Source organism: Dyadobacter diqingensis (assembly GCF_024220585.1).
Taxonomy (GTDB): Bacteria; Bacteroidota; Bacteroidia; order Cytophagales; family Spirosomataceae; genus Dyadobacter; species Dyadobacter diqingensis.
Genome location: NZ_JAMXKF010000001.1, coordinates 282,136 through 308,078, shown reverse-complemented (window position 1 = coordinate 308,078; position 25,943 = coordinate 282,136). Strand labels below are relative to the sequence as shown.

Genomic DNA, 25,943 nt, shown 5'->3' with positions numbered 1-25,943 from the left:
TGAATTTTTTTTCAATCGTTAATACCAATTACGCCTTAATAATTTTATTTCTTGACAAATCTTGCACCGCAAAACGACGATGTGTTCAGTCCTTTTGACGAAGTTATAGCTGCCGATGCACTGCCGGAAAAATTTACTTTTCCTTTCGATTACGAGCCCCATCCAATTAGTCTTTTGGCTGCGGGAAAATTGCAGTCGCACCTGGCAAGTCAGCAGGATTGGGATCACAATTTCGGGTTAACGGATCATCAGGAAGGTGCTATTGGTAAGATGTTTGGTGTGTTGGTCGTGCAAACGGAGCAGAATGAAGTCGGTTATCTTTCAGCATTTTCCGGGAAGCTGGCGGGAGGTAATCATCACGCCAAATTTGTTCCACCTATTTTTGACGGAATGGCTGAGGGCGGCTTTTTGAACAGCGGTATGACGGAGCTTACCAGAATTAACGAGGAAATTAAGACTCTGGAAGAAGAAGAACCTGCTGGCTATGAAGAACAGGTTTCTTTCTTGAAAACATTAAGAAAGAACAATTCCAATGCTTTGCAGAAAGAGATTTTTGACCAATATCATTTTCTGAATCAGGCCGGTGAAGAAAAAAGTCTTTGCGGTATTTTTGAAGATGCATCCTATAAAAATCCTCCTGCCGGAGCCGGCGAATGTGCTGCCCCTAAACTCCTTCAATATGCTTTTCAGCAAAATATGAAACCGATTGCGATGGCCGAATTTTGGTGGGGATTATCTCCTAAATCAGATTACTGGAAACACGGACAGTTTTACCCTGCCTGCAAAGAGAAATGTGCGCCGATTCTGAGCCACATGCTTGCGGGAATAGAAATGGATGAACCTACTTCTGAGATTATTACGCTATTTTCATAAACCGGTAAGGTGACCAATTTATAAAACCTTCGTCAAGAGTAAAATAGGTATCAATCCTGATTTTATTTTTCTAATTTGATGACATCAAATGTTGTAGTTAATTGGCTATTTGAGATGAGAGCAGGTTTTATTCTATTTTTCACGCTGGTGTCAGGATCTTTGTTTGGGCAGAATATCATAACTCCCCAGGGAGAATATATGGATACCACCTTAAATATCAGCGCGCATTGCGCGCCTCCCTACAATATATTTTACTATCAGATTAAGGGGAAGTATCCTGTTTCGTCGGCCATTTTGCTTGCCGATTCCAAAGCCTTTTTAAAACAAAAGGGAGGTAAATATACCGGAACCGGATATGTGACTTTTCGTTTTTTTATTGATTGTGAAGGAATCATGAGCAGAATCCGGGTTATGCAGACGGATGAAAATTATAAGACCATCCACTTTGAAAAGGCATTTGTAAATGATTTATATCAGTATCTGAAAACGATGGATCAGTGGAAAAAGAATATTGATGTCCAGAATATTAAAAACGCCAATTACATGGCCTACATCTCTTTTAAAATAAAAAATGGGGAAGTCGTTAATATTATACCTTAGTCTGATTTTTGTTCCGTTGACTGGATATTCGCAGGCTACAATTGACTGTGAATCCCAAACGGTTCGCGACAGTCTTTTGGAAATGTATTCTCAAAAGGCATGGAAATTTGGCTATAATCATCCATCCTGGATCGCAAGTTGGGACAGTCTGATCGCCATTTGTCCCAATATTGCTGAGGCTTACCGGGAGAAAGCGATTCCTTTTTTGAAAAGTGGTGCATATGCAAATGCTTTCGAACTTGAAGATAAGGCTGTCGAGCTTGATCCGAAAAGCTGGTTGCCGTACAGAGGTTTTCTACATTGTATTTTTACCAAGAATTATGAAAAGGCATTGGCCGACTTCGATGCGGCAGAAAATCTAACGCCGGGTGCGAGTGTGATGGACCACACCTATTCGTTCTTTAAAGGGCTGTCGTATTTAGGTTTATCAAACCTGCCAATGGCTGAACAGTCATTTATCCGGGACATTGAACAGCAGCGAAAAGGTACAGGCAACGATGTTCACTTTAATTCATTACTGTATTTGGGAATTGTCCGGTTGGAAATGAAAAAGTTTGAAATGGCAGAAAAGGATCTTAGAGCCTGCATCAGTTATTACGCCCAGCTTCCCGAGGCAAACTATTATTTAGCGATGACTTTGAAGGCAACCGGAAATCCGGATGCAGAAGCCTATTTTAATAAGGCAAAACAATACTGTCAGCAGGGCTACAAAATGAATGAGGATAACGAAGTATACGTGAATTATCCGCGACAGATTTCTTTGGCTGAAATTGAAGCGAAGTAATTTTTCGGGAACGTTTAAGTAACAACGTGCAGTCAAATCTGGTGATTTACATTGCACGTTGTTCCGCATCCGTCAGATTATTTAGATGAGTAGTGGGTAGTATCGGTTTTTCAGGCTCGGTGTTGCAGTAAATTTACTTTGCCTACCAGATCAACAATGTTGCTTACTTTCATTTTACGATAGATGTTATTTTTCATCGTGCTGATCGTGGAAACAGCCAGTTTGAGCTCTTTGGCAATTTCAACTGTCCGGTGGCCTTTCAGTAAAAACTGCATGATCTCTGATTCCCTTGCCGTCAGTAAACTGATCAGGTTTGGATTCGAAATTTCCATCAGTAGAAAATCGGTAAGTTCATCATCAAGATATTTTTTACCCATCAAAACCGTTTTAAAAGCCGTTTGAAACTCAGCCTTTGTGATTGTTTTGATACAAACTCCATCGACACCTTTGCGCAGATAGGGGAGCGCCCACTCTTTTTCTGTTTCTTCACCAAGGACAATAATTTTTATATCCGGCTGCTTGCTGCGTATTTTTTCAAGCGTGACAAGATTCGAATAACTCGACAAATTGGTATCAACGATCAGGACATCAAAATCGGCTTGGTTTAAGTTTGATTGCATGGTTGTCCAGTCCCCGGCATTTTCGATATGAACGTTTTCATCATATTCGGTGATAGATGAAGCAATTCCCATCCTGAACAAATCATTTTTGATAACCAATAGTATCCTTGTCATTTTCAATTTAAAAATGTGTTGATCTGATAATTAAATTACTAAATATTGTTGTCAGCTTTCAATGACAGCTTCTTTGCTGGCTTGCTGTTTGTCAAGAATCCTGACGACCGATTCATTGAGTTTGGCCGTAACAGTGCAAAACGATGGAGCGAGGTTACCGCAGGTAATGGCGTTCAGCTTTTCCAGCCACACATGATTGTCCGAAGCGTACAGCAGTACTTTGAGGTCCGGTTTATTCTTTCCAAGATAAACTACAAAGTCCAGTATTTCAGGGTCTGGTACACTTAGCCCGACAATCAGCAGATTGTCGTGGTTTCGCTCGACGGGTGTTTTTTTGCCAAAAGTCAACTTTTTCAGCACTTCACTGATACTTCCGGCTTCTTCAATACCAACAGCCGGCTTATGCATCTGAAGCATATCAACGAGCTGTTCACGGTTGTTACGTTTACGGTCAAAGACAAGGAGTTTTTTCATAACATTATGATAAGAGGAGGCGTGTCTGTTCGTATGAAATAAATCTGCCTTGATGAAAAATTCAGTCCGCAGAAAACACCACTGGCCTTAAAACGTTACATTATAGTGTGTGTGTCAATTATCAGAGGAGGAATCTTACGTAAATGCCTAACTAGTGTGTGCAGAGTGTAATACTGATAATATCATCGCTAAAATTTTAATCTCTTTCCTTATTTCAAAATTAGGGGATACCGGCGAATTCATTTATAGAACTTAGACCTGTGTTTTGTAGAATTATCTCGATAAGATTGATGTAAACGTCAGCCTTGCCAGAGAAGAGATTTGTTGTAGTATCCGCATGTTTGAAAAGAAAACATGGCAAGGATATTTCTTATCCGTATTTTAAACAAAATCCCCCTGATGGACACAGGGGGATTTGTATTGGTTTGAAAGCTGATCAGACTTTCCTAGTGTTCAATCACAACTTTCGATGTAGTTATCGTTCCGTCCTGATGCGTCACTTTTACGATGTAAAGACCTTTTGCCAGGCTTTTCACGTCAATAAAGCCGCCGCCGGTCGCAAAAGATGTTGATTTGTATACCGTATTACCGTTTAGGCTGCTCATCACGATTTCGGTAACTGTTTTATGATCCGGAACAATCAACTTGTCCGTTGATGGATTAGGATAAACTGAAAGATCGGTTCCGATACCTTCAAACTTCACACTCTGAATTCTGCTGTATGCAAATGTGCCGTCTTTGTCCACCATACGCAGACGATACAGGTTTTCACCGGACAAAGGCTGAATGTCATCAAAGGAATAGTTGATCTGTACCGCACTTTCACCACTTGATTCCACATCGCCAATCTTGTTCCAGCTCTTACCAGATTGACTGCGCTCAATTTCAAAGCGGTCTGAATTGGTTTCAGACGATGTTATCCAGCTCAAAGCTGCCGAACGCCCTTCTGTTTTCTTCTTCACTGAGAAACTGATCAGCGTCACAGGAAGTGGAGAAGGATTTGACATGTTACAGCGTGCGCCATCATTAAAATTAGAGGCCGTGGAACCGGACATTAAAATAGCCGTATTCGTGGCAATGGTAATACGGTAGAAATTTCCGCTATTGTTACCAAAAACGTAGAGATTACCGGCATTGTCAAGGAAAGTTGCTCCATAACCTATGGCTGCATCAGCCACAATAGGGCTGGTCCCGCCGATGGTTGCCGAGCCAATGACAACTGCATTGGTTACCGGGTTAAGGGTTACAATTCGTGCTGCCGTATTAAGCAAGCCATAGAACAAACCATCCTGTGGATTGTAACTCCAGTCGCTTACATTCAGTGCGGCCGTCTTGCTATACGGCGCAGTTGCCAGTACATAACCATTGGAAGGGTCAACCAACTGAAGGTAAGTGGCAGGGCGTGCCGGATTGATATCCACTACATAATAGTTACCGTTACCTCCCCAGTAAAGGAACAAATAGCCGCCGTTAAGTACGTCCCCTGTATTGAACGGTGTTGCAGGCAGATTAGGAATCGTAAAAGGTGTTACTCCGCCCGTTGCATCAATCCGTATTACTTCATTTGTATTGGGCGCGTATCCCCAGATCAGATTATCGACATTATTGTAACCAATAGCATTGGCATAACGGTCCAGTGTGGCCATCGTTGTTCTCACACCCGTGGTGATGTCGTATTCATACAAACTCGATGGCGCCCCCAAACTCGTTGCAGCAACCTGATAGGAGCTTTCATTACACGAGAATGGCACCGCATTAATACCCGAAAGACTGCATCGTGCTCCGTCGTTAAATGAGGACGGAACAGAGCCGGACATCAAAATCGCCGTGTTCGTAGTTAAATTAATCTTGTAAAATTTACCTGAGCCATTGGCGAAAACGTACAGATTGCCTACGTTATCAAGGAACGTGGCACCAAAGCCACCAGGCGCGTCTGCCTGAATCGTGCTGCCGGTTACTGCTGTTGGTATGGTTGTTAAAACGCCGGTTGTCGGGTTAAGTGTGGTTATTTGTGCAGTAGTATTGCCCAATGTATAAAATAAACCGTCGATTGGATTATAACTCCAGTCGCTTACAGGCAGTGCTGTGATCGACGTACCGAATGCCGTTGTTTCCAGTGCATAACCGTTGGTCGGGTCAACCAACTGAAGGTATGTTGCGGGACGCGCCGGATTAATGTCTACGACAAAGTATGCTGTGCTGTTTCCCCAATAAAGAAACAGATAACCATCATCTAACACATCAGCAACGTTGTATTGCAGGCCAGGCAGGTTTGGTATGGTATAGGCAGTTACTTTACCCGTCAAATCAATTCGTATCACTTCGCTGGTGTTCGGTGAGTAACCCCAGATCAGGTTATCTACGTTATTGAAACCAATGGCGTTTACATAACGGTCCAGCACAGCAACAGAGGTGCGGATACCCGTGGCAATATCATATTCATAAAGCTTTGATGGCGCACCATTGCTGGTGGATGCCACCTGATATGAACTTGTGCTGCAAGGGAAAGGTGTTGGGATTTCGTCGAGCGGTATGTCCATGCTGCCGATTGCCAGGGCAGTAATTGTGGAGCCTGTTGGTATTTTTCCTTTGATTGTGCTTCCTTCCGTTGTTCCGGAAGCCGTTGACATGGCAGCGAGAGGCAGCCATGCAGTACCATTCCAGCCTACCAGCCTTAAATTTGCCTGCGTGGCATAAGCGCTCATGTCGGGCATCGAAGCTGTAAGGATTGTTTCTTCATAGGTGCCGGAAGAAGGTGCCCAGTCCCAGAAACCGATCGGGCTAACTGACATAAGGCCCCCGGATAGTGCAGTCAACGGGTGGGTTGTTGCATCAGTAGGATCTGTTACAGCCGCGGGACTTCCTTGAAACCAGGCCACAGATACCTTTGAAGTCGGATCAGACGACCCGCCGGAATGAAGTGATCGGAAATCAGTCCCGCTCCCAACAGGAAATTCAAAAGCAGTAGCACCTATTCTTGAAACATATCCATCCACGTGGTTTGCGTCATTTGCACCGGTTTGGGTTGCAACATCGCCGAATTTAAGAATACCAAGAGGAAGTGTACGTGCCGTCTTGATAATACCCGGTTGCAAACCTCCGCCTCCGGTAACAAAATTATGAGCGCCGAAAACGGTCATTTCAGCACCATTGAAAATCTTCGTGTTTCCCTGGCTGCCTTGCTGGGCATTGGCCAGGATTGCCGTTCCCATCAGTGGGAGTACAATAGCGGATAACCTAAGCCTGAATAAAGCTTTGAATGGTTTTATATATATATTATTCATCGAGATAGAAGTTATAAGGCTGTAATGTTTTTCCTCTTTTCACTTTGATCAGAGGCTGAAAGCATTAATCAACTACATAACATATACCGTTTACGGTAACCAAACGATTAATTGTAAACTCGCCATCAACGATATAAAAACCCACCGCGCCATTGGTGTAAATTACAGCAGTATATTGTTCCCAGGCATCGGCATGCACCGCTCCAAGGTTACCACCTGTCAGCTGTGTTGGAACCCGAGGTCTGAAACCCGCCGGGATTAGTGCTATACGGTATTCGTTGGTATTCTCATTGGGAGCCAATGTTGCCTTTGCAAAAATGTTACCTTCCAGACATACCACATTGCCTGTTCTAACTGCGTTTACACCAGTGATGCCAACCTGCGTATCATCAAAGCGCCCGGCAAGTAGCGTAAGTGGGGCTACGGTAACGTTAGGTCTTGCAGTCAAATTTCCGTTTGCATCAGCGGCAACACTTTGGTCTGTCAGGGCCGCGGCCGGTAATGTTTTTACCTGTGCATTGCCGTCAACGATCAGTTTCCCCAGATCTTTCGTTACAACGGTTTTCTTCCCGTTGGCAGCCTCTACTTCCAGGTTGTTATTGGTTCCGATCGTTTCCGAATTGGATCCGATTTTTACCTGTGCAAAGAGTGAGGAAGAAGTTAAAAGAAGGGCTGATGCAAAAGCAGCTGCAAAAAGTTTCGTTGAGAATTGTAGTTTTTTCTTCATTTGATTGATTAATAAAATTTGGATGATTGTTGTGGGAAAAATATATAATGTCGTGTATAGCAGATTATTGAGGGTGAAACAGGGTAAGACCTTACTGTAAGGCAAAGCTAGGGACGAATTATGTAGTAGATTGTAGAGGGTTGAATGTCTGATTTGTAGAAAGATATCTATGTGATGATTTAAACTAATTATTGTATGTAGAGAAATGGGAAGACGTGAATGAAATTAAAGAGGACGCCTGAAATCTGAATGGTGATACTGCTTTATAACAGCCTGGTTTCATACAAAACAAATCCTCCTTCACACAGAAAGAGGATTTGTCTCAACCGAAACAATTTACGAAATTCCAGCCGTTAAAGTTTTTCTATCTGGTAATCGTTACTTTATTAATACGCAAAGAGCCGTCAGTATAAGTCAGGCGAACCAGATATAACCCTGCCGGGAATCCTTTTACATTGATAACGGAAGGGCTCCCGCCGCCAGACTGATAAACAGAAACACCAGCCAGATTAATAAGATCCACACGCTGTACTTTATCCCATTGTGAAGCACGGATATTGAGTGTGCCCGACACCGGGTTCGGAAACAGACTGGTCGTTATCGTTTCTCCTGCATCGATGCTCTGGATACGGCTGTAAGCAAAGCTATCATCCAGGTCAATCATTTTCAGACGGTAATAATTCATACCTGAAAAGGGGGTTTGATCCAAACCTCTATAATTGCGATTGGTTTTGCTCTCATTGGCTGCAGGCACCGTTTGTAAGATTGCCCAGTTTTTTGCGTCCACACTTTTTTCTACCTGAAATTCCCGGCTGTTTACTTCGCTGGAAGTGATCCAGTCAAGATTCACGGCTGCATTATCCATTTTTGTAGCTGTGAAACTGATTAAGGTCACGGGCATCGGACATGGGTCGAACGGTGGATTGATCGTGATGAAAGTAGTATCGCAAACCGCACCGTTACAGGCAGCGATGAAGGTATGCACCACAGCTGTTGGTTTGGTGGCAGGTGACCAAACCGCGCAACCGTTCGCATCAATTGAAATAGCCCCCTGAAGCATATCTGTTGCGGACAGTGTACCTACGGTGTATGTTGTGCTGGCATCATGCCCGGCAGCGCCGACGGTGTTACAAATAATAACCGGAAAAAGCGGACAGCATAAATTCACCACTTTCGTATCTATTACACAATTGTCGACAACCGTTACCGTGGCAATATCATTACAGCTGCCTCCATTACTCCATATGAAATAATAAACCCCCGGTGCGGTGAATCCGCTGATTGTCGTATGGGCATTCATCGGATCGGCTATCGTGGCTGTTCCGGGATTGCCGGCCTGTGCCAGCCATTGAATTCCCGAAACCTGTGTTGCCGCCATGGTTGCGGAGCCGGTCATGCAAATTTTGGGGATGTCAGGCCCGGCATCCGGTTTTACACAGGCATTATGGCAAAGCGCGCCGTCATTGCCACTTGATGGTTGTCCCTGAGAACGCAGCACGGCAGTCACATTGCCCGTCACATTTTGTACCGTGTTGATCTTGTAAATTCCCCCGGACTGGTTATCTCCCACATACAAATTCCCCTGTGCATCAAAGTAAGCCGCACCTATGGAACCGGATCCAAAACCTGATCCGCCTGAAACATTTCCAATCGTAGTGACTGCACCGGTGGCCGGATTGATTTTATACAACTGATGTGCAGATGTGTTGGACACAGCGTATATGAATCCATCCACCGGATTATAGGCAAAATCCGAAATGTTCATGGCAGCGGTATTGGATTTGGACAATAATGTCAGATAGGTAGGGGATGCCGGGTTCACATCAACCCTGAAAAGATCCCCGTCTTTATCATACAGGTATAAGATGCCGTTATTGTCGATTGTCCCCGAGTTATAGCCTGCGTTGTACAACCCCGGAATCCTGAAATAATGAGGAATCCCATCTGCCCCCAGTCTGAAAATGGTTCCGGTGCCAACTACATTTGGCGGGAAATTATCATGCTGCTGACTGCCCCATAGCTCACCATCCGTAACATTATAACCCATGGCGTTGAGGTTTATGGAGCGATTGGGATTGGTGATATCCGAGTGAATTGTACTTTGCGCTCCGGTATTGATATCAACCGTAAGCAGGTCGATGGGAGAGGAAAACGATGTGGTTTGCTGAATTAAAAAAGCCGAGTTAACGCATCCGATCGGACTGTCGCAATTGCTGACGGTTACTACCAGCATATCTGAACAGGTGGCGTTACCCCAATGAAAGTTGTAAGTACCAGTGGTCGTAAAACCTTTGATTAACGTGGTAGGGTCTGAGGCATTACTAATGATGGCAACGGCGGGGTTGCCCGGGTCGGCCGTCCAGCTGGCACCTGAGCTGGCCGTAGCGGCCGTGTTGATTGTCTGATTTTTACAGATGTTCTGGTCGGAACCTGCGGCAAATGTTGGTTTTGTAATCGTTTTGTTTACAACGGCGGAAACACATCCGGTAGAAACAAGTTTGGCGACGGTAGGATAAGTGCCAGCATCAAGTCCTGAAAAAGTGACGACTCCGGCAGCAGCGAAAGTGGCACCGCCATCAATGCTGAATACATGCGTGGCAGGATTGGGAGCCGAAAAAGTAATACTGCCGTTAGGCGTCGAACAGTTTGTACTGTTGACCTTGGCTGACGTTGGATCGTTTGGGGCAGTGCACTGTCCCATAGCGAAACGGAAGGATGCCATCATCAATACTGCAAGCAGTATCGCGCGGGTAAATTTGTCTGAATTCATGATCTTGTTTGGGTTTTAGAGTGGAATATTTCATGAATTGTTTTCCATTTGATGAGTACACAGACTGGCTTTTCATTGTTTTACTAATCATTGATTATTAAAATGGATTAAGGTTAAAAAGATAAAATTTACACTCATGTTGCTCTGAATACGGGTATATAATACAGCGGTCACATCTTATGCAAACTTTTCATACGGCAATCGTTTTGAGCATAAAAACCTGGTCAGGCAACAAAAAAATATCCCCCCGCAAGGCAGGAGGATATTCAGAATTCCACAATTTAGTTAGCTTTTCGGCTTCCAGTAGTCGTTGATAACCGACCGCCGAAAGACGATCGCTCTGTTATCTTACAATCACAATTTTGTGGCTGCTTGATGTTCCATTTAAGTTGGTAATGTGAAGAACGTAAGTTCCCAAAGGAAGTTTGCTTACGTTGATTCCGTCCGCGTCAACTTTGTTGGTACTGAATATTGCACGTCCTGTCATATCCAGAATAGAAGCTTGTTTCAGCTGTGCAAGATCCGCGTCTTTGATGAACAATCTGTCAGCAGATGGGTTAGGGTAAATGCTAACCGACTGAATTTTCAAGCCATCAAATTTCACACTCTGAATACGGCTGTACGCATAAGTCTGGTCTTTATCGATCATTTTCAAACGGTACAGGTTTTCTCCGTTCACAGGATTTTTGTCTGTAAAGTTGTAGTTCTGTCTAACTGAACTCTCGCCATTTGATGCAACCGTCCCGATCTTATTCCACTCTTTTCCGGAAACGCTGTGTTGAATTTCGAAATGATCGCTGTTTGTTTCAGCCGTTGTTGCCCAGTTAAGTATGGCAACTTTGCCTTCTTTTACTACGTTGAATGAAACAAGTGTTACCGGTAACACGCCAACGTCAACTGTAATCGTTGCAGTGTTTGAAGTTAAACCGTTTGCATCTGTGATCGTGTAAAGAACCGGTGTTGTCAGCCCCGTAAATGTTGACACCGGAGTGAAGGTAACCTCACCAGTCGATGTATTCACCACATAAGTTCCTTCTCCTGGTATGGTTACGGTAGTTTTAGGTGTACCGTCAGCAGGGTCAGTGATCAAAACAGATCCTGGTACTAACGCGGCACCACCCGGTATATCGTTGCCAGGTACTGGAATAAGAATCGGAGTATTATTTGGTGTTGATATTAAGTCGTTAGTCGCTACCGGAGGAGCAGCTGTAACAGCTACGCTGGTAGAACTATTGTCATTGGCAGGGTTATTCCCAGGTGTTTGAGGCCCTACAAATCCAAGACTACCGTTAAAGTTTGTAGGACCACTGATTACAGTTCCTAAAATTGTTACACGGAATTGCTGGCAGTCACCATTAAGAAGTACGGTAGTATTAACCAATCTGATTGAGTTGGCATTTCCCGTTGTTGTACTTACAACATTCCAGCCCGTAAGCGGAGACCCATCCACGTTGGTTGCTCCCGTAATGGTTGCGTTGGGTGAAACAGAAATCTGCGGGCGCAATTTGTTTGTTGGCGCGTCGATTGGACTTGGATCTTCGTTACAGATGGTAACCAAAACAGTCGTAGAAGTACCTATCGGAATCGATGGATCTTGTGTTTGAATATTGATACTGACATCCTGTGCATAGCTGAACTGGAAAGCCAGGATTCCCAAGACTAATGTGAAATAGCTAATGATCTTTTTCATGATAAAATCTTTATAGTAGTGAATGACAATTTTAGTTCGCTGTTACTGTGGTAATTACCTGGTTATTTCCGAAGAATACTTCTCCGCCTGATCCGCTGATAATGGTTGCAGTAATATTCTGTGCCGTTCCGCTGGCTACACCTGGTTTTCGTGTAATGTTAAAACCGAGGGCTGCCTGGCCGTTGGCCGGTATGGTTACCCCTGCTTTTGCCGTGATGGTAATGAAACTTGCATTTTCCGTGAAATCCCAGTTGCCGTTTTCATTTGCAGTGCCGCCGAAAACGGCAGATGTACCACTGGTAGTCGGGTAGGTAATGTTAAAAGCTGACAACTTTGTGATACGGAATCTAATCAGACCTGTGGCAAGTACGTCATTGATCTCATACAGATTGATGATGAAATCTTTGCTGGTACCCGCAGTTGGGAAACTGAAACCGTCGATATCCGTTGTTGGCGTAAGGTCTGGCACCTGTGTCCCCAGTGTATATACGCTGTATGTGTTCGGGACAATACTTGCATTGGTCGTGATGGAACCTGCCGTTAAAGTACTCGCTCCTCCCAATACGGAAGTTACGTTTACCGTAGCCGGGATTTTTACCCATTGCGATAACGCGGTGTTCCAGCCAACGATGATCAGTTTTGAAAGTGTACCGCCAGTCAGGGTAGTAACATCACTTCCGGTATCCCATGTTAAGGTGATCGGCGTGGTGGTAGCCCCGTTGATATCCCAGTATTCAATCGTGCTTACAGCTCCTACGGTAGAAGCTTTGGCTGTTGTGGCAAAAGGACCGCCAGCAGGCAGGACAGGATAGTTGGTGCCGGTAAAAAGATTGTTGGTTACAGCACTTGTAGGATCTGCGTGGAAATAGGCTCCATTCGTCCCATTGGCCGAAGCAGCAAACTGTCCTAAAAATCCGTTATCTCCCGTTGGGAAAATAAACTGCCCCGTTCCGTACTTTCTTACATAACCATCGACATAACCTGCATCAGAAGCGCCGGTGCTTGTAAGCCCGTTTCCGAAGAAGTTAAGATAACTGATCGACGCTGTCGCACGCTCGGTAAGGATCACGCCAGGCTGGGTGCCTGCACCGCCGGTTACGAAATCATGATTACCGAAAAACGTCATCTCGGCGCTGCCGAAAATAGTGGTGTTGCCCTGAGATCCTTCCTGGGCCTGTGCGTTGCTAAACGGAGCGGTAACGATCGATGCCACCAATGCTGCCGAAGACATTAATTTGATCCAGCCCTGCATACGGAAAGGATTGATGTATGGTTTTTCCATTTTTTAAAATATGTTAACTTGTGTGTAATAATTTTTTTAATTGATAGAGCGCGTTTCTCTCGCGGGTTAAACAGGTACCGGTTACCAACCGGAAGATTTTAAGTGAATGAAAGCCCGACCTCCGTAGCCATCAGCATTTTTGTCAATCGGTGTTTAGTCATGTGTGTATTGGTTTTAGTTGAAAAATTGATTGAAATGATTATTGATTTGCATGTAAATTCTGTCTGGTTTATACGTTGTCAGAACGGCCCCAAAGCATAGGTATCATCCATACTCACCTGTCCCGTCACAAATCCGGTGTAGTACCAGAAGTAAAAGGTTTGTCCGGCCGTTGCAGTCACCCGAAAACTTGGAACTGAATTTGTTGTACCATGGCTTACGTATACCCATTGAGCAGAAATCGAGGTTTGCGTATTGGTAGAAGTACTGGTAGACAAGCAGGTGTTGATAAAACAGTGGCCCGGATCGCTGGCGGAATAGTTAGTGGCGGGATTAAATATGGTCCACTTAGCATATACGATATAGGTTCCTGGCTTAGGGAAGGTTATCGATGCTCCCGAATAAACCATCTGTGTTTGTGAAAAGCCAGGTAAATTTACAGCAGGCGCCGTTGTACCGTTAAGCATTGTTCCTGTCAGAGGCTCCTTCCAGCTCGCACCACCGACCGCATCCGAAGTCAGCATTCTACCATTTCCTTCTGTTCCGTCGGCGATGGTAACCTGCCCGGTAGTTTTGTTTACACTCGTTTTTCTGCCTGTGGTCGCTGCTTCTACTTCCAGGTTATTAGCCGGATTAATCGTCGTCGGATTTGTTCCGATTTTCACCTGTGCGAAAAGTGAAGTCGAGCCCAAAAACATGCAGCCGACTACAATCGCTGAGAATAGTGTTTTGGGGAATTTGTGTTTGGTCATGTGTGTGTTTGGTTTTAGTTGAAAGGATGATTAAAAAGTTTTGAGTTTTTAATGTGTTTAGTTTACTTTGGTAACAGTGATATTTGCTCCTTTAAAAATCAGATTGTCTACAATTAATGCGGTTGCTGGATTGTAAGAGGCAACCTGAACTCTGACTTTTTCTCCTCCTGAGAAATAAGAAGTGACAAACATGTTGGGACCCCAAGTGTAACTACCGCCGTTCAATTGATAAGAGGCAATTTTAGGCCCGGCTATTATTGCTACAAACTGATTCCAATAAGTCTTTCCGGGGCTTGAATTTAAATTATCCACCAGAGCGTTAAATTCAAGACGGTAAACTCCGGCTGAGGGAATTGTATATTCATTGGTTGCAGCACTCCAATCGGAAGACGGATTTGTGACGGCAAATGGAATTGGGACCGGACCTGTTGTAGCGGTGGTTATCAATACATCTGTTGTATTGTAGCCGGTGAAGGCAGTTATTGGAATGTTAAGCGTAGATGCATTTTTCCAACTGGCACCGCCATTTGCATCCGAACTAAGTAATTTCCCCATTCCTTCGGTACCGTCCTTAATCGTCACTTGTCCGGTTGTTTTGTCAACACTTGTTATCCGTCCAGCCGCAGTGGCTTCCACCTCCAGGTTATTGGCCGCATTAATCGTCGTGGGGTTCGTTCCGATTTTCACCTGTGCGAAAAGTGAAGTCGAACCCAAAAACATACAGCCGACGACGATTGCTGAGAATAGTGTTTTGGGGAATTTGTGTTTGGTCATGTGTGTGTTTGGTTAAATGTGAAAAATGTGTGTATTGGATTATTGTTTATTTTCAGCTGAATCAGGAGCCGTTACTAACTAGTTGTTTTTATTGCAGTCAACCCGTGAACCTGAAAACTGGATATTTACAACCGGAATTGTCGCAGCAGGTTTTGGACCAGTGGCATGGACGACAACGGCCTTGAAGGTGATTTTATCTCCGGCCTGTAAATAATTCATCGTAAACACATTGTTATAGGATCCATTGGTATAAGCTTGCGCCTGTACAACTGAGAATGCCAGGTTTCCTCTTGCAGCGGAGAAAATACCTATGGTGGTGTTTCGTGTAGATCCTGTAACACCGGCTATAAAATCTCCGCAACTCCCTTTGAAATTGTAAAAACCGGATTCCGGGACAGTGAACTCACCCGTTGCCTGATTGTACGAATTATTTGCATCGTATGTTTCCGTATTGGGAATAAGCGTGGTGTATGTAAAATCGTTTGGGTCGTTTATGGGTATAATCTGCTGTGCATTGTGGTATACATCAAAAGAGCTGCATAAAACCTCTTTGGTTTGCCAGGTAGCAACGCCGTTGGCATCAGAAGTTAAAACCTTGCCGTTTCCCTGCGAGCCATCCGCAATCGTGACCTTGCCCGTCGTTTTATCTACACTGACCTTATTCCCGACCGTAGAAGATTCCACTTCCAGGTTATTAGCTGGATTAATTGTTGTAGGATTGGTCCCGATTTTCACCTGGGCAAAAAGTGAAGTGGAACCCAAAAGCGCGGAGCCGACGACTATCGCTGAGAATAGTGTTTTGGAGAATTTGTGTTTGATCATGTGTGTATTTGTTTTAATTGGAGAGCGTGATGGAAAAATATGTTTTGTCTTTGTTAAGTATTTTTACTGTTTGATCGGTAAATGGTTTTATTCGCCTTCGCGACGAAGTGCTTGGTTTGCGTTGCAGCAGGATGACGTTCATCTATTGACTTACAGAAACAATTACCTTCTGTTGATCGAAGTCATTATTTCCACAAGCACCAGCCAGAGCTTGTTTCCCAAAGCCAACTGTTGCCGCTGCGCCTGAATTCTGCCATGGTGCCAGGTAAACTTTTACATTGTATGATCTTACAGGCAGGTTTTTAAGAGCACCTTTTAAATTGAGATATTGCCCTGAACATCCCGTAGTTGAATTGGTTATAAAATAATAGTCTACCAATTCAAATACTCCCGGAGTGGTTTTGTCTATCGCAAGTGCTATATAAAAAGATACCTGAGTTGTATTTGATGCCACGGAATAAGCACCACTCATATCAATTAAAACATCATTTACTGCTTTTGTGACGTCAAAACTGGCATTTCGATTAAGATCAACGGCGCACGCAGGAATAGGTCCAAATGGTAAGCCACAAGTACCTGCGGTACCTGCCGGAATCGTTACAACGACACCCGGTGTAACTTGTGGAAAAGATGTTATTGAGGTGGACTTAGTAAGCGGAGCTATTGCTACCCAGCCAGTACCATCCCAATAGTATTCACCTATTTTCGAAATAAGTGTTGGATAGTTTGGGTTGGAAGATGTAATAGCCGTATTGGTATTAAATACGTGCATACCAGCCGCCGCTGTTCCATCCAAACCCCAGGTTGTTGTATTTGTTAAGGATATGCGAGGCATCAAGAACGCTTTGGTTGCACTTTCAATTTCAAGTGCAGAACCCGGATTAATCACTGTGGGATTAGTCCCGATTTTCACCTGAGCAAAAAGTGAAGTGGAACCCAATAGCACGCCGGTTGCGACGATCGCAGAGAATAATGTTTTGGAAAGTTTGTGTTTGGTCATGTGTGTATTTGGTTTAAATTGGATGGATTAATAATAATTGTGTAATGGTCTGATTTTCAGTTGTTGTGTCTCTATTCGACTATGGTGTAGCCATCAGTCGCATTATTATTTTATTTATTTTTGAACTCAGTTTTCTAACGCCTCGATCAGTACCGACTCGTGGCCTGTATTAATGGCGTTATTGACTTACCGATACAATCAGATTTCCTGCGGAACTGTTTGTGCCGCAGCCAGGCAGGGATTCGGCTCCAATACCTATGCGGGCGACCGCACCGAAATTAACCCAGGGTATCATGTATGTTTTTAAGTTGTAATTGGCTCTGACCGGAAGGTTTTTTAGAGCAATTTTTCCGTTGGCTGTTGCTGTTCCGCAACCGATATTCGCATAGGTAATGAAATCACCACCGATGTATTCAAATACGCCGGGTGTGGTTTTGTCCATGAAAACTGCCAGGCTGAAATAGATTGTCGATGTATTATTAGTTACCGAAACAATGTCGACCATATCAATAATGACATCGTTAACCGGACGTGCAATGGCAAATGATCCGTCTTGGTTTATATCAATCGCACAAGCCGGAGGAGGGTTACCCAGACTATATGCACAGGTCCCGGCATAAAAAGGGAAGTCCATCGAAATGCCCGGTAAAACCTGTGGGAACGAAGTGATCGCTGTTGTCCTCAGTGTTTGCCAGCTCGCAGCACCGTTTGCATCAGAAGTCAAAACTTTCATACTGCCTTCCGTGCCGTCTTTAATGGTCATTTGCCCCGTCGTTTTATCAATGCTGGTTTTTCGTCCGGCAGTAGCGGCTTCCACTTCCAGGTTATTAGCCGGATTGATCGTTGTAGGATTCGTTCCGATTTTCACCTGTGCAAAAGTTGAAGAAGCACTGCACAACATGACCGCAGCAAACAATGCCGGGAAAAATGTTTTGGGTAATGATTGATTGGTCATGTGTATGTTTTTCGTTGAATGAAATTTTAAAATTTGTTGATATGTATTTTGTTTCAGTTTTTAACAGCTGTGTTAGCGATGGACAATACAACGCTGATTGCGAATCGGGATTAACTTGTACAGTGCGCTTATGGCTGAAGTGTTAAAGAGATATTCGCGTCAGCAAGATATGTTCCGCAAAGCCCATCAGAATTATTATAAACATTGTTACGAACCTGTAGGGTAAATACGCTATTGGCATTTATATAAGCCAAGGTTGAAATGACCAAGGTTGTATTTGAATCCCATCGGGCACTGACCTTATCATTAGCCGCAAAATAGGCTGTCCCATCCACAAGCAAATTGATATAAGTGGCCGCAGTTGAGGTTCCATTGCAAGCGGTAACCCCAGGATTTCCGGTTGCACTTCTAATCACAGCTGTGCTTTGGACCAAATAATATCCACTAACAGAAACTCTAATCCCATTTCCGACTTTAGTAATTCCTCCTACTGAATATTGCAGGGAAGGAAACGTGACATCTGTATCAATACCGGGTACAAGCCATGTGGTTACACCTCCTATGAGTTTTCCCTTGGGTAATTCCTTTGTTTGCCAGCTTGCCCCACCATTTGCATCAGAAGTAAATACTTTATCTGTCCCTTCTGTGCCATCTTTTACAGTAACCTGCCCGGTTGTTTTGTTTACACTAGTTTTCCTTCCAGTCGTAGAAGCCTCCACTTCCAGATTATTAGCCGGATTGATTGTTGTAGGATTGGTTCCTATTTTCACCTGAGCAAAAAGCGAGGAAGAACTGAACAACATGACCGCAGCAAACATTGCCGGGAAAAGTGTTTTGGTGTATGCCTGATGGGTCATGTTGTATAAGTTTTTCGTTGAAATGAATTTTTTAAATCTGTTGATATGTATTTTGTTTCGTGTTTAACAGCGTTGCAAATGCTGGACAATGTTTGACTATTCCGATACACTGATAATCAGACTGGCCGGTGTTGTGTCACCACAAACGCCCGGATTTGAGTAAGTGCCGATACCCAACCAGGATGCCGCACTCGGGTTTTTCCACGGACCCGCATATACCGCGACGTTGTAGGTGCCCACTGCGACGTTTTTAAGCAGGTTTTTGAAATTGATCAGGCCGGAAGAACAATTGCTGCCACTTTCCGTAGTCCATAAGGGGCCCGATACCTGGTTAAATCCACCCGGTCCGGTAACACTGACCCAGTATGCCCAGGTAATCGGCTGCGTATTATTTGATACCGAATAGTTGCCGCTTACTTCCATGACGATGTCGTTCGTGGTTTCGGTAATGACAAACGACCCTGTCAAATTCAGTGCGGTAGCACAGTTGATGGAGTTGCAATAACCGGTCGTAGAAACCGGCAGGAAAATACCTACACCTGTGCCCTGAGAAAAAATACTCGAACTGGTTATTTTTCTGTATTGCCAGCTTGATGCGCCATTGGCATCCGAAGTCAGAATTTTTTTGTTGCCTTCCGTCCCGTCTTTAATGGTTACCTGTCCGGTTGTTTTGTCTATGCTCGTCTTGCGCCCGGTTGTCGAAGCTTCTACTTCCAGGTTGCTGGCCGCGTTAATAGTCGTCGGGTTTGTTCCGATTTTTACCTGGGCAAAAAGCGAAGAAGAGTTGAACAGCATGACCGCAGCAAACAATGCCGGGAAAAGTGTTTTGGAGGTTAGCTGATTGGTCATGCTTAAATAAAAGTTTATCGTTGAAGAGAGTTTTTCGTTTGTTATGTCTTTATTTAGATATCATCGCCACACTCAGGCTGAAATGATAAAAGGTGATACTGGTACCAGGGGTGCTTAAAGACGGTGTAACCCTTATCGTGACCAGATCTCCGGCATTGAGTGAGGTTACTATGAAACCACTTCCGCCAATACCTGCGCCAGGCGCGCAATTGGCGATACCAATGGACCTGCTCACGACACCGTTTACATAGATGTATACATACACGCCTTGCAGATAAGCCTGGTTCAGCGTAGAGAAAATAGTTCCAAATTGATAAATCCCTGTCCCGTTTGCAGGCACTGTAAACGTGTCTGTGGCCAGGTCGAAATTGTTGTTCTTGTCCAGATTTTTGACTCCAAAGTCAACCTTGTCGTTCGCGCCGTAAAACGATGTTTGATTGGCGGTACTGGTTACTGAAAATATGGCGGGTGCATCCTGTGCAGCCGGACTTTGCCAGCTGGCGGCACCATTTGCATCAGAAGTCAGTATTTTATTCAGTCCCTGTGTGCCGTCTGCAATCGTTACCTGTCCGGTTGTTTTGTCTACACTTGTTTTTCTTCCTGCGGTGGAAGCTTCAATTTCCAGATTGTTAGCGGCATTAATCGTAGTTGGGTTTGTTCCGATTTTCACCTGGGCGAAAAGCGGTGCGGCACCGCAAAGCATCGTCACAGTTAAGACGATCGGGGAAATTATTTTGATTAAAGGGAAATGGCTCATTTGTGTATTGGTTAATGTGTTGAGGAGGGTAAATCTGTTGCTGAATGTCACAGAGGCTAACTTGGATGACGTTACTGACTGACCGAGAGAATTAACTTATTACCCGTTGTCACATTTCTACCACAGCCAGGTGAAGATTCTGCTCCGACGCCTATGGTACAGGGAGTGCCAAAATTAACCCATGGGGCAAGGTAGACTTTGGCCGTATATGAACGAATGGGCAGATCCTTTGCCGCAAACTTTGCCAGCACACTTTGACCATAACAGTCTCCGCCACTTGTTGTGTAAAAAACGCCTACCTGCTCAAATACGCCCGGAGTTGTTTTGTCCAGGTAAAGAACATATGAGAAATTAACCGGAATCGAATTATTGGAAGTTACATAGCCGACAGCAAGGTCAAAAATAACATCATTGGAACTTTGAGTAATATTGAATGTTCCCTGCATGTCCAGGAAAGTAGCGCAAGCAGGAGGTGGTGAACCCTCGGTGTAGACGTCACATAGTGGCGACGCAGTAGTCGGAAAATTTATGACATGGCCGAGAGTTTGTGTTGACGACGTTACCGACGTGGATTTGATAAGTGGGGCCAGAGCCACCCACCCGCTACCATCCCAATAATACTGTCCTTTTTTTGCCGCCAGCGTTGGATAATTGACATTGGTCGAGGTTATACTCAAATTGGTATTGTATACATGCATACCAGCTGAAGGTGTTCCCAACAACCCCCAAGTGGTCGTGTTGGTTAATGCAATACGAGGTAATTGCAATCCTTTGTTGGTACTTTCAATTTCCAGCACTGATCCCGCATTGATTATGGTAGGATTGTCCCCAACTTTCACTTGCGCGAAAAGCGAAGAAGGACCGCAAAGCATTGCCACAGCGAACATCGCCCGGAGAACTGTTTTTGGTAAAAGGTAAATGCCCATGTGCTTGTCGGTTAAGTTGAAAGAGGAGGGTAAAATGTTTTGTATATGTTTTCTTTTAATTTGAAACCTTCGCGATCTGGAAAAAGGCTGATCCCACACCATCAGCCACGAAATTCGGCCTTAGTCGAAGATCCAGGACGTCACCCACATTTAAGTGGATCAATCGTGTCGTGCTAATGGTATAGCCATTTCCCGCACCGATAAAATCATCCCATAAGTTGCCCTCTCCGCCCTCGACATTGTTCACATAGAGAAATGCTGCAATGGAGTTTTGCTGTGTTCCGCTTCTGGTAAAACCACAATTGATCGTGTAATAACCGGAGGTAGGGGCGGTCAATTGATCGGTTGTCAGATCGAAATTGTTGCCTTTGTCGAAAAATTCCAGGTTGAAATTGATCTTGGTAATTGTAGCTACCGGGAGGATCTGGTTAACGTTTAATCTCCCGCTAAACATGACTTCCGCATCCTGCGCTGCCGGTGTTGTCCATGTAGCCAAACCGGTCGCGTTGGAGGTTAATATCTTGGCTGTTCCTTCCGAGCCGTCAGCGATGGTTACCTTGCCGGTTGTTTTGTCTATGCTCGTTTTACGTCCGGCTGTTGACGCCTCCACTTCCAGGTTATTGGCCGCGTTAATAGTGGTCGGGTTCGTGCCAATCTTCACTTGCGCGAAAGCGGATGAAGTAAAAACAAAAGTCGCAGTAATGATTAAAGTAAATACGCTTATCGATTGTTTTACTTTTGTTGTCAGAGATATGTCGTTCAAGTACATAGTTTAAGATTTACAGGATTTGGAAAAGTGACTTTGAAATGGCCGTCTTTTACAATTATTGGCTAACAGATATGATCAGATTCTGTTTGTTATAGTCGTTAATTCCGCAGCCCGCATAGGCTTCGCTTCCAATCCCTAGTTTTGCAGCCGTACCTGTATTGGTAAATGCCGATGCATACACTTTTACATTGTATGTTCTCGGGGGGAGATTCTTTAAAATTGATTTGAAATTGGCCGTACCTGCGCTACAACTAATGCCGGAATGCGACACGCCAAAACCATCTACTGCTACAAAAACACCTGGTGTCACGAGGTCAACGGCCAGATAAAAGTTGAATAGAAGTGCAACGCTGTTATTGCCAACCGAATAGAAGCCTGCTATATCAAAGACAATATCGTTGACGGCATTGGTAATTGTAAAGCTGCCGTTCCTGTTCAGGTCCGTGGCGCAGGAGAGCATATTGCAGCCCGCTCCATTGGGCAGATTTAATAAAATTCCGGCTGGCTGCTGAAAAGTATAAGTTGATGTGATCTTTTGTTTTTTCCATGAAGCTTCTCCGGAGGGATCAGAGGTTAAAATATAGCCGTCTCCCTGTGTTCCGTCTGCAATAGTTACTTTGCTGGTGGTTTTATCGATTGTAACCTTTCTACCTGTGGTAGAGCTTTCCACTTCCAGATTATTGGCTGGATTAATCGTCGTCGGGTTTGTTCCTATTTTCACTTGCGCGAAAGCGGCAGTTGAACCTAAAAGCGATAGCCCGGTAAACATTGCAGAGGCCGCCATCGTTAAAATATGCGTTTTTGATAAGCCTGGTTTGGTTTTCATTGGTCTTAAGTTTTTTTGTTGAAGATAAAAAGTGGTGTACTGAGTGCCGGGCGCAGCCGGTAACCGCGCCCGGTGATTCGGTTATTGACTTACAGAAACGATCAATCTTTGTTGTGCAAAATCTGCCTGACCGCAAGCACCTAGGGCGAGGCCTCCGATACCAATTTTGGCGGGCGCGCCGGCATTGTACCAGTGCATTTCGTATACCTTAACATCATAAGACCTGGCAGGGAGATTCTTTAAAACACTTTTGAAATTCATACTGCCAGCACTGCATGAAGCATTTCCTGTGTCAATGAAAAATGAATCTACAAGTTCATATACTCCCGGCGTCGTTTTGTCAACATACATCAGCACCCAAAATTGAATTTGTCCAACGGGTGCTGCCGTGAAACCAACGGAGTATAAACCTGACATATCAAGAATCACGTCGTTGACCGTATTGAATATGGTAAATGAACCATTACGGTTTAAATCCGTTGCACACGCTGGCGGAGCAGAACCCAGTGTTTGAAGCGGGCAATACGTGCCACCCGTAGGCATAGCAGAAGTAGGCATGTCTATGGTAGCAGGGGATGTTTGGGTAAACGTTGTTATACCAGTAGACTTTTCTGGTCTTGAAATAGCTACCCATCCTGTACCATCCCAGTAGTATTCACCTTTTTTAGCAGCAATCGTCGGATAAGCGGGATTGGTTGATGTTATGCTTAAATTGGTGTTATATACGTGCATTCCTGCCACGGCTGTCCCGGCCAATCCCCAGGTAGTTGTATTGGTCAATGATATGCGAGGCATCAAAAGACCTTTGTTTGTACTTTCCAGTTCTAAAACAGATCCTGGGTTAATGGTTGTCGGGTTATCTCCGGCTTTGATTTGTGCAAATGAGGCTGACGAACCAAAAAGCGTGGTGGCGGCGATCATCGCGGCACCAATTGCTTTTGTGTAGACTTGGGTTGTTTTCATTTGATTTTACTTTTAAGTATGTTTTTTATAGTCTGCGGAATTGTCATTAACCTTTCAAAATCGCATTGCAAACGCTTTAAAGACCAAGCATACACAGTCTGCACTAAATCAATTATTTAACTTTTGTAACATTAAAATAACCCGATGTACAGTTGGCAGGGTAAGCGGGGTCTATGGTTCTCTTGCTGATATAGCCATTCATGCTAACAGTTGTTCCGGCCGTGTACATTCCAGACCAGACTTGCGAGCCTGAAACTCCGAAATCACTGGCGATCGGTGCATAGTTATAGTCGTATGGTGCCACATATCCTTCGATAAATATCCTGGTAACCAATACTGACGATCCGCCAGGCCCTGTTCCAAGGCAACTGATTCCGGCCTCGAAGTGATAATATCCGTCAGATGGAAGTGTAACCTGTTTGGTTGAGGCATTCCATACACCTGCATATCCTGGACGCGGTGTAAGGTCAATGCGTTGGTCAAGTGAATTATTGGTTACGATGACTGGTATAGCCTGATTGTTGTTCAGTGTTCCTTCGAAAATGGTAATGGGAATGTTTTGTTGTTCCAGTAGTCGTTTGCTTGAAATCTGATGCAATTCTCCATCCGTCCCACGCGTCACAACACTATCTTCTGCGGCGGCAAGCGGTTTATTCTCAACTTTCAATGTACTGGTTGCCTTATCGACGATAACCTTTTTATTGTTGGTCCCTTGTACTTCCAGATTTGAATTCGCTCCGATCACGGTTGGTGCTGTGCCAATTTTCACTTGTGCGAAAGCGGAAGAAATACTCATCGTCATCGCTGTGGCAAACATCACGACGCGAATTGTTTTTGAAGAGAGTGGGTTTGCTTTCATTTGATTAGTGTGTTTGTGTTCGAATTGTTTTTTTGAAATTCTAAAAGTATGTTTATGATTATTCATCGATAACAGGGAACTTCTAATCCAGCTTGGTAATGTTCAGATACCCGATCACACAATTGCCTGTTGTTGCGGGGCCGTTTCCAAGGGGTACAGTGTACCCATTCAGATTTACAGTTGTTCCGGCCGAAAATGCTCCCGACCAGACCAGTGATTGTGTATCTCCGTAAGAAGTGGAAATAGGGGCCGTTCCGTATACAAAAGGTCCTCCTGGCAGGCCGCTATAAAAATTGCTGATCCATATTCGGGTTACCTGATTCGTTCCACCGCCTGCTCCGGTTCCTGCGCAACTTAGTCCCGCTTCTATCTGATAGTAGCCGTCTTTTTGAATGGTGAATACTCTTGCAGTGGCGTCCCATCCGGTTGTAAACCCGGGTCTGGGCACTAGCGGGATCTGCTGACCCGGTGCGTTGTTGGTTGTCAGCACCGGTATGACATAACTGGCTGTCATGATTCCTGAGAAAACCATCGTTGGGACTTTTTGCTGGGTTATCAGCCGGCTTGGCGACATCTGATGCAGCTCTCCGTTAGCATCTCTTGTTACGAGACTGTCGGTCACGGGTGAAGATGGTTTATTTTCAACCTTCAATGTACCGGACACCTTGTCGGCAATAATTTTTTTATTGTTGTTAGCTTCGACTTCCAGATTTGAATTCGCTCCGATCACGGTTGGCGCTGTTCCGATTTTTACCTGTGCGAAAGCGGAAGAAATACTCATCGTCAGCGCTGCGGCAAACATCACGACGCGAATTGTTTTTGAAGAGAGTGGATTTGTTTTCATTTGATTTTACTTTGTTTCTGTGTGTATAAAATGGAAAAATGAAATAGTTGTTAATAATTCGGAACGATTTCTACGGTTGTAAAACAGCCCCGATGTAGAATGTTTTGTATGCGTGTTTTAGTGATTTTCATGTGTGTGATCGTTTAAGTTGGGTTACAGTAATAAGTTCGATAGGTTATAACAGGTTAAAAACAGACTTCCCCGCTTTACGGGAAAGTCCGGTAATGCGTGATGGTTAAGGTTCAATAAGGATAACGAGATGAGGTAAACGGCTGCCCTTTACCTTCGGGCCATGGCTGTGAGTACCAGTAATACGAACAATGCCAGTAACTTAGGCCAGACGTTCTTACCTGAAATAGGAGCGTAGAGTTTTTTCATGTGTGTTGTGGTGTAAAATGGTTAAGAAAAACTAAGTTTTATTCCAAATCTGATTACGGTTCAAATCTGGCAATTACCAGAAGTTTTACTTGTAGATGTCGGAATTCCGTTTTGTAGAAATAGTTCCTTTGATTTGTAGAGGTTAATTTGAGATGATTTATTTGTATATTATTTCGTAATTTCGGTCACATAATATCCGTCCCGACGGCAGACGTGCACAAACCGGTAGATAACT

General features: G+C 44.2%; 24 protein-coding genes. 3 read left to right on the top strand and 21 right to left on the bottom strand.

The genetic code is table 11. The features are described 5' to 3' along the window. Positions 1-51 precede the first annotated feature (51 nt). The 3 genes from M1L62_RS01245 (at position 52) to M1L62_RS01235 (ending at position 2,257) form a co-directional block, all read left to right on the top strand. Entirely contained in the window at positions 52-873 is an 822-nt protein-coding gene (locus M1L62_RS01245) for a pseudouridylate synthase (RefSeq protein WP_254411184.1), read from the top strand. A 114-nt stretch (positions 874-987) separates the two neighbouring features. Beyond that, positions 988-1,473: a hypothetical protein gene (locus M1L62_RS01240; protein WP_254411183.1), complete on the top strand. Its 486-nt coding sequence runs from the start codon at positions 988-990 to the stop codon at positions 1,471-1,473. Further along, complete coding sequence (locus tag M1L62_RS01235; RefSeq protein ID WP_254411182.1) at positions 1,445-2,257, top strand: tetratricopeptide repeat protein; 813 nt, start codon at positions 1,445-1,447, stop codon at positions 2,255-2,257. The genes M1L62_RS01240 and M1L62_RS01235 overlap by 29 nt, the downstream gene beginning before the upstream one ends. Positions 2,258-2,367: 110 nt before the next feature. On the opposite strand, the gene M1L62_RS01230 is transcribed toward M1L62_RS01235, so the two are convergent. The 21 genes from M1L62_RS01230 to M1L62_RS01130 all read right to left on the bottom strand — a co-directional run bounded on the left by M1L62_RS01230 (position 2,368) and on the right by M1L62_RS01130 (position 25,330). After that, entirely contained in the window at positions 2,368-2,991 is a 624-nt protein-coding gene (locus M1L62_RS01230) for a LuxR C-terminal-related transcriptional regulator (RefSeq protein ID WP_254411181.1), read from the bottom strand. A gap of 51 nt (positions 2,992-3,042) precedes the next feature. Continuing rightward, positions 3,043-3,465, bottom strand: coding sequence for a hypothetical protein (locus M1L62_RS01225; RefSeq protein ID WP_254411180.1), 423 nt, complete (start codon positions 3,463-3,465; stop codon positions 3,043-3,045). Between the two features lie 446 nt (positions 3,466-3,911). Continuing rightward, a complete protein-coding gene (locus tag M1L62_RS01220; RefSeq protein WP_254411179.1) occupies positions 3,912-6,749 on the bottom strand; it encodes a T9SS type A sorting domain-containing protein in 2,838 nt (945 codons plus the stop codon). A 64-nt stretch (positions 6,750-6,813) separates the two neighbouring features. After that, complete coding sequence (locus M1L62_RS01215; protein WP_254411178.1) at positions 6,814-7,476, bottom strand: hypothetical protein; 663 nt, start codon at positions 7,474-7,476, stop codon at positions 6,814-6,816. 364 nt (positions 7,477-7,840) lie between these two features. Continuing rightward, entirely contained in the window at positions 7,841-10,246 is a 2,406-nt protein-coding gene (locus M1L62_RS01210) for a T9SS type A sorting domain-containing protein (RefSeq protein ID WP_254411177.1), read from the bottom strand. A gap of 343 nt (positions 10,247-10,589) precedes the next feature. Beyond that, positions 10,590-11,936 carry a T9SS type A sorting domain-containing protein gene (locus tag M1L62_RS01205; protein ID WP_254411176.1) on the bottom strand — a complete coding sequence of 449 codons (1,347 nt, stop codon included), beginning with the start codon at positions 11,934-11,936 and terminating at the stop codon, positions 10,590-10,592. 31 nt (positions 11,937-11,967) lie between these two features. Then, positions 11,968-13,218, bottom strand: a complete 1,251-nt coding sequence (locus M1L62_RS01200; RefSeq protein WP_254411175.1) for a hypothetical protein — start codon at positions 13,216-13,218, stop codon at positions 11,968-11,970. Positions 13,219-13,457: 239 nt separating this feature from the next. Next, positions 13,458-14,129: a hypothetical protein gene (locus tag M1L62_RS01195; protein ID WP_254411174.1), complete on the bottom strand. Its 672-nt coding sequence runs from the start codon at positions 14,127-14,129 to the stop codon at positions 13,458-13,460. Positions 14,130-14,186: 57 nt separating this feature from the next. Beyond that, on the bottom strand, positions 14,187-14,903 hold the full coding sequence (locus tag M1L62_RS01190; RefSeq protein WP_254411173.1) for a hypothetical protein: 717 nt from the start codon (positions 14,901-14,903) through the stop codon (positions 14,187-14,189). 78 nt (positions 14,904-14,981) lie between these two features. Next, entirely contained in the window at positions 14,982-15,725 is a 744-nt protein-coding gene (locus M1L62_RS01185) for a C1q-like domain-containing protein (protein WP_254411172.1), read from the bottom strand. Between the two features lie 142 nt (positions 15,726-15,867). Then, positions 15,868-16,725: a phage tail-like protein gene (locus tag M1L62_RS01180; RefSeq protein WP_254411171.1), complete on the bottom strand. Its 858-nt coding sequence runs from the start codon at positions 16,723-16,725 to the stop codon at positions 15,868-15,870. A 178-nt stretch (positions 16,726-16,903) separates the two neighbouring features. Beyond that, the gene (locus M1L62_RS01175) at positions 16,904-17,680 is read right to left on the bottom strand and encodes a hypothetical protein (RefSeq protein ID WP_254411170.1); all 777 of its coding nucleotides are present in this window, start codon (positions 17,678-17,680) and stop codon (positions 16,904-16,906) included. A gap of 128 nt (positions 17,681-17,808) precedes the next feature. Next, positions 17,809-18,537: a hypothetical protein gene (locus tag M1L62_RS01170; RefSeq protein ID WP_254411169.1), complete on the bottom strand. Its 729-nt coding sequence runs from the start codon at positions 18,535-18,537 to the stop codon at positions 17,809-17,811. Between the two features lie 96 nt (positions 18,538-18,633). Beyond that, the gene (locus tag M1L62_RS01165) at positions 18,634-19,386 is read right to left on the bottom strand and encodes a hypothetical protein (RefSeq protein ID WP_254411168.1); all 753 of its coding nucleotides are present in this window, start codon (positions 19,384-19,386) and stop codon (positions 18,634-18,636) included. A 49-nt stretch (positions 19,387-19,435) separates the two neighbouring features. Next, positions 19,436-20,143 carry a complement C1q domain-containing protein gene (locus tag M1L62_RS01160; RefSeq protein ID WP_254411167.1) on the bottom strand — a complete coding sequence of 236 codons (708 nt, stop codon included), beginning with the start codon at positions 20,141-20,143 and terminating at the stop codon, positions 19,436-19,438. 71 nt (positions 20,144-20,214) lie between these two features. Then, positions 20,215-21,069: a phage tail-like protein gene (locus M1L62_RS01155; protein WP_254411166.1), complete on the bottom strand. Its 855-nt coding sequence runs from the start codon at positions 21,067-21,069 to the stop codon at positions 20,215-20,217. Positions 21,070-21,124: 55 nt separating this feature from the next. Beyond that, positions 21,125-21,832, bottom strand: coding sequence for a hypothetical protein (locus M1L62_RS01150; protein ID WP_254411165.1), 708 nt, complete (start codon positions 21,830-21,832; stop codon positions 21,125-21,127). A gap of 61 nt (positions 21,833-21,893) precedes the next feature. Further along, positions 21,894-22,664, bottom strand: coding sequence for a hypothetical protein (locus tag M1L62_RS01145; RefSeq protein WP_254411164.1), 771 nt, complete (start codon positions 22,662-22,664; stop codon positions 21,894-21,896). An 81-nt stretch (positions 22,665-22,745) separates the two neighbouring features. After that, complete coding sequence (locus M1L62_RS01140) at positions 22,746-23,627, bottom strand: phage tail-like protein (RefSeq protein ID WP_254411163.1); 882 nt, start codon at positions 23,625-23,627, stop codon at positions 22,746-22,748. A 112-nt stretch (positions 23,628-23,739) separates the two neighbouring features. Beyond that, the gene (locus M1L62_RS01135; protein WP_254411162.1) at positions 23,740-24,486 is read right to left on the bottom strand and encodes a hypothetical protein; all 747 of its coding nucleotides are present in this window, start codon (positions 24,484-24,486) and stop codon (positions 23,740-23,742) included. Between the two features lie 82 nt (positions 24,487-24,568). Beyond that, positions 24,569-25,330 (bottom strand): hypothetical protein, encoded by a 762-nt coding sequence (locus M1L62_RS01130; protein ID WP_254411161.1) that lies wholly within the window; start codon positions 25,328-25,330, stop codon positions 24,569-24,571. Positions 25,331-25,943 lie beyond the last annotated feature (613 nt).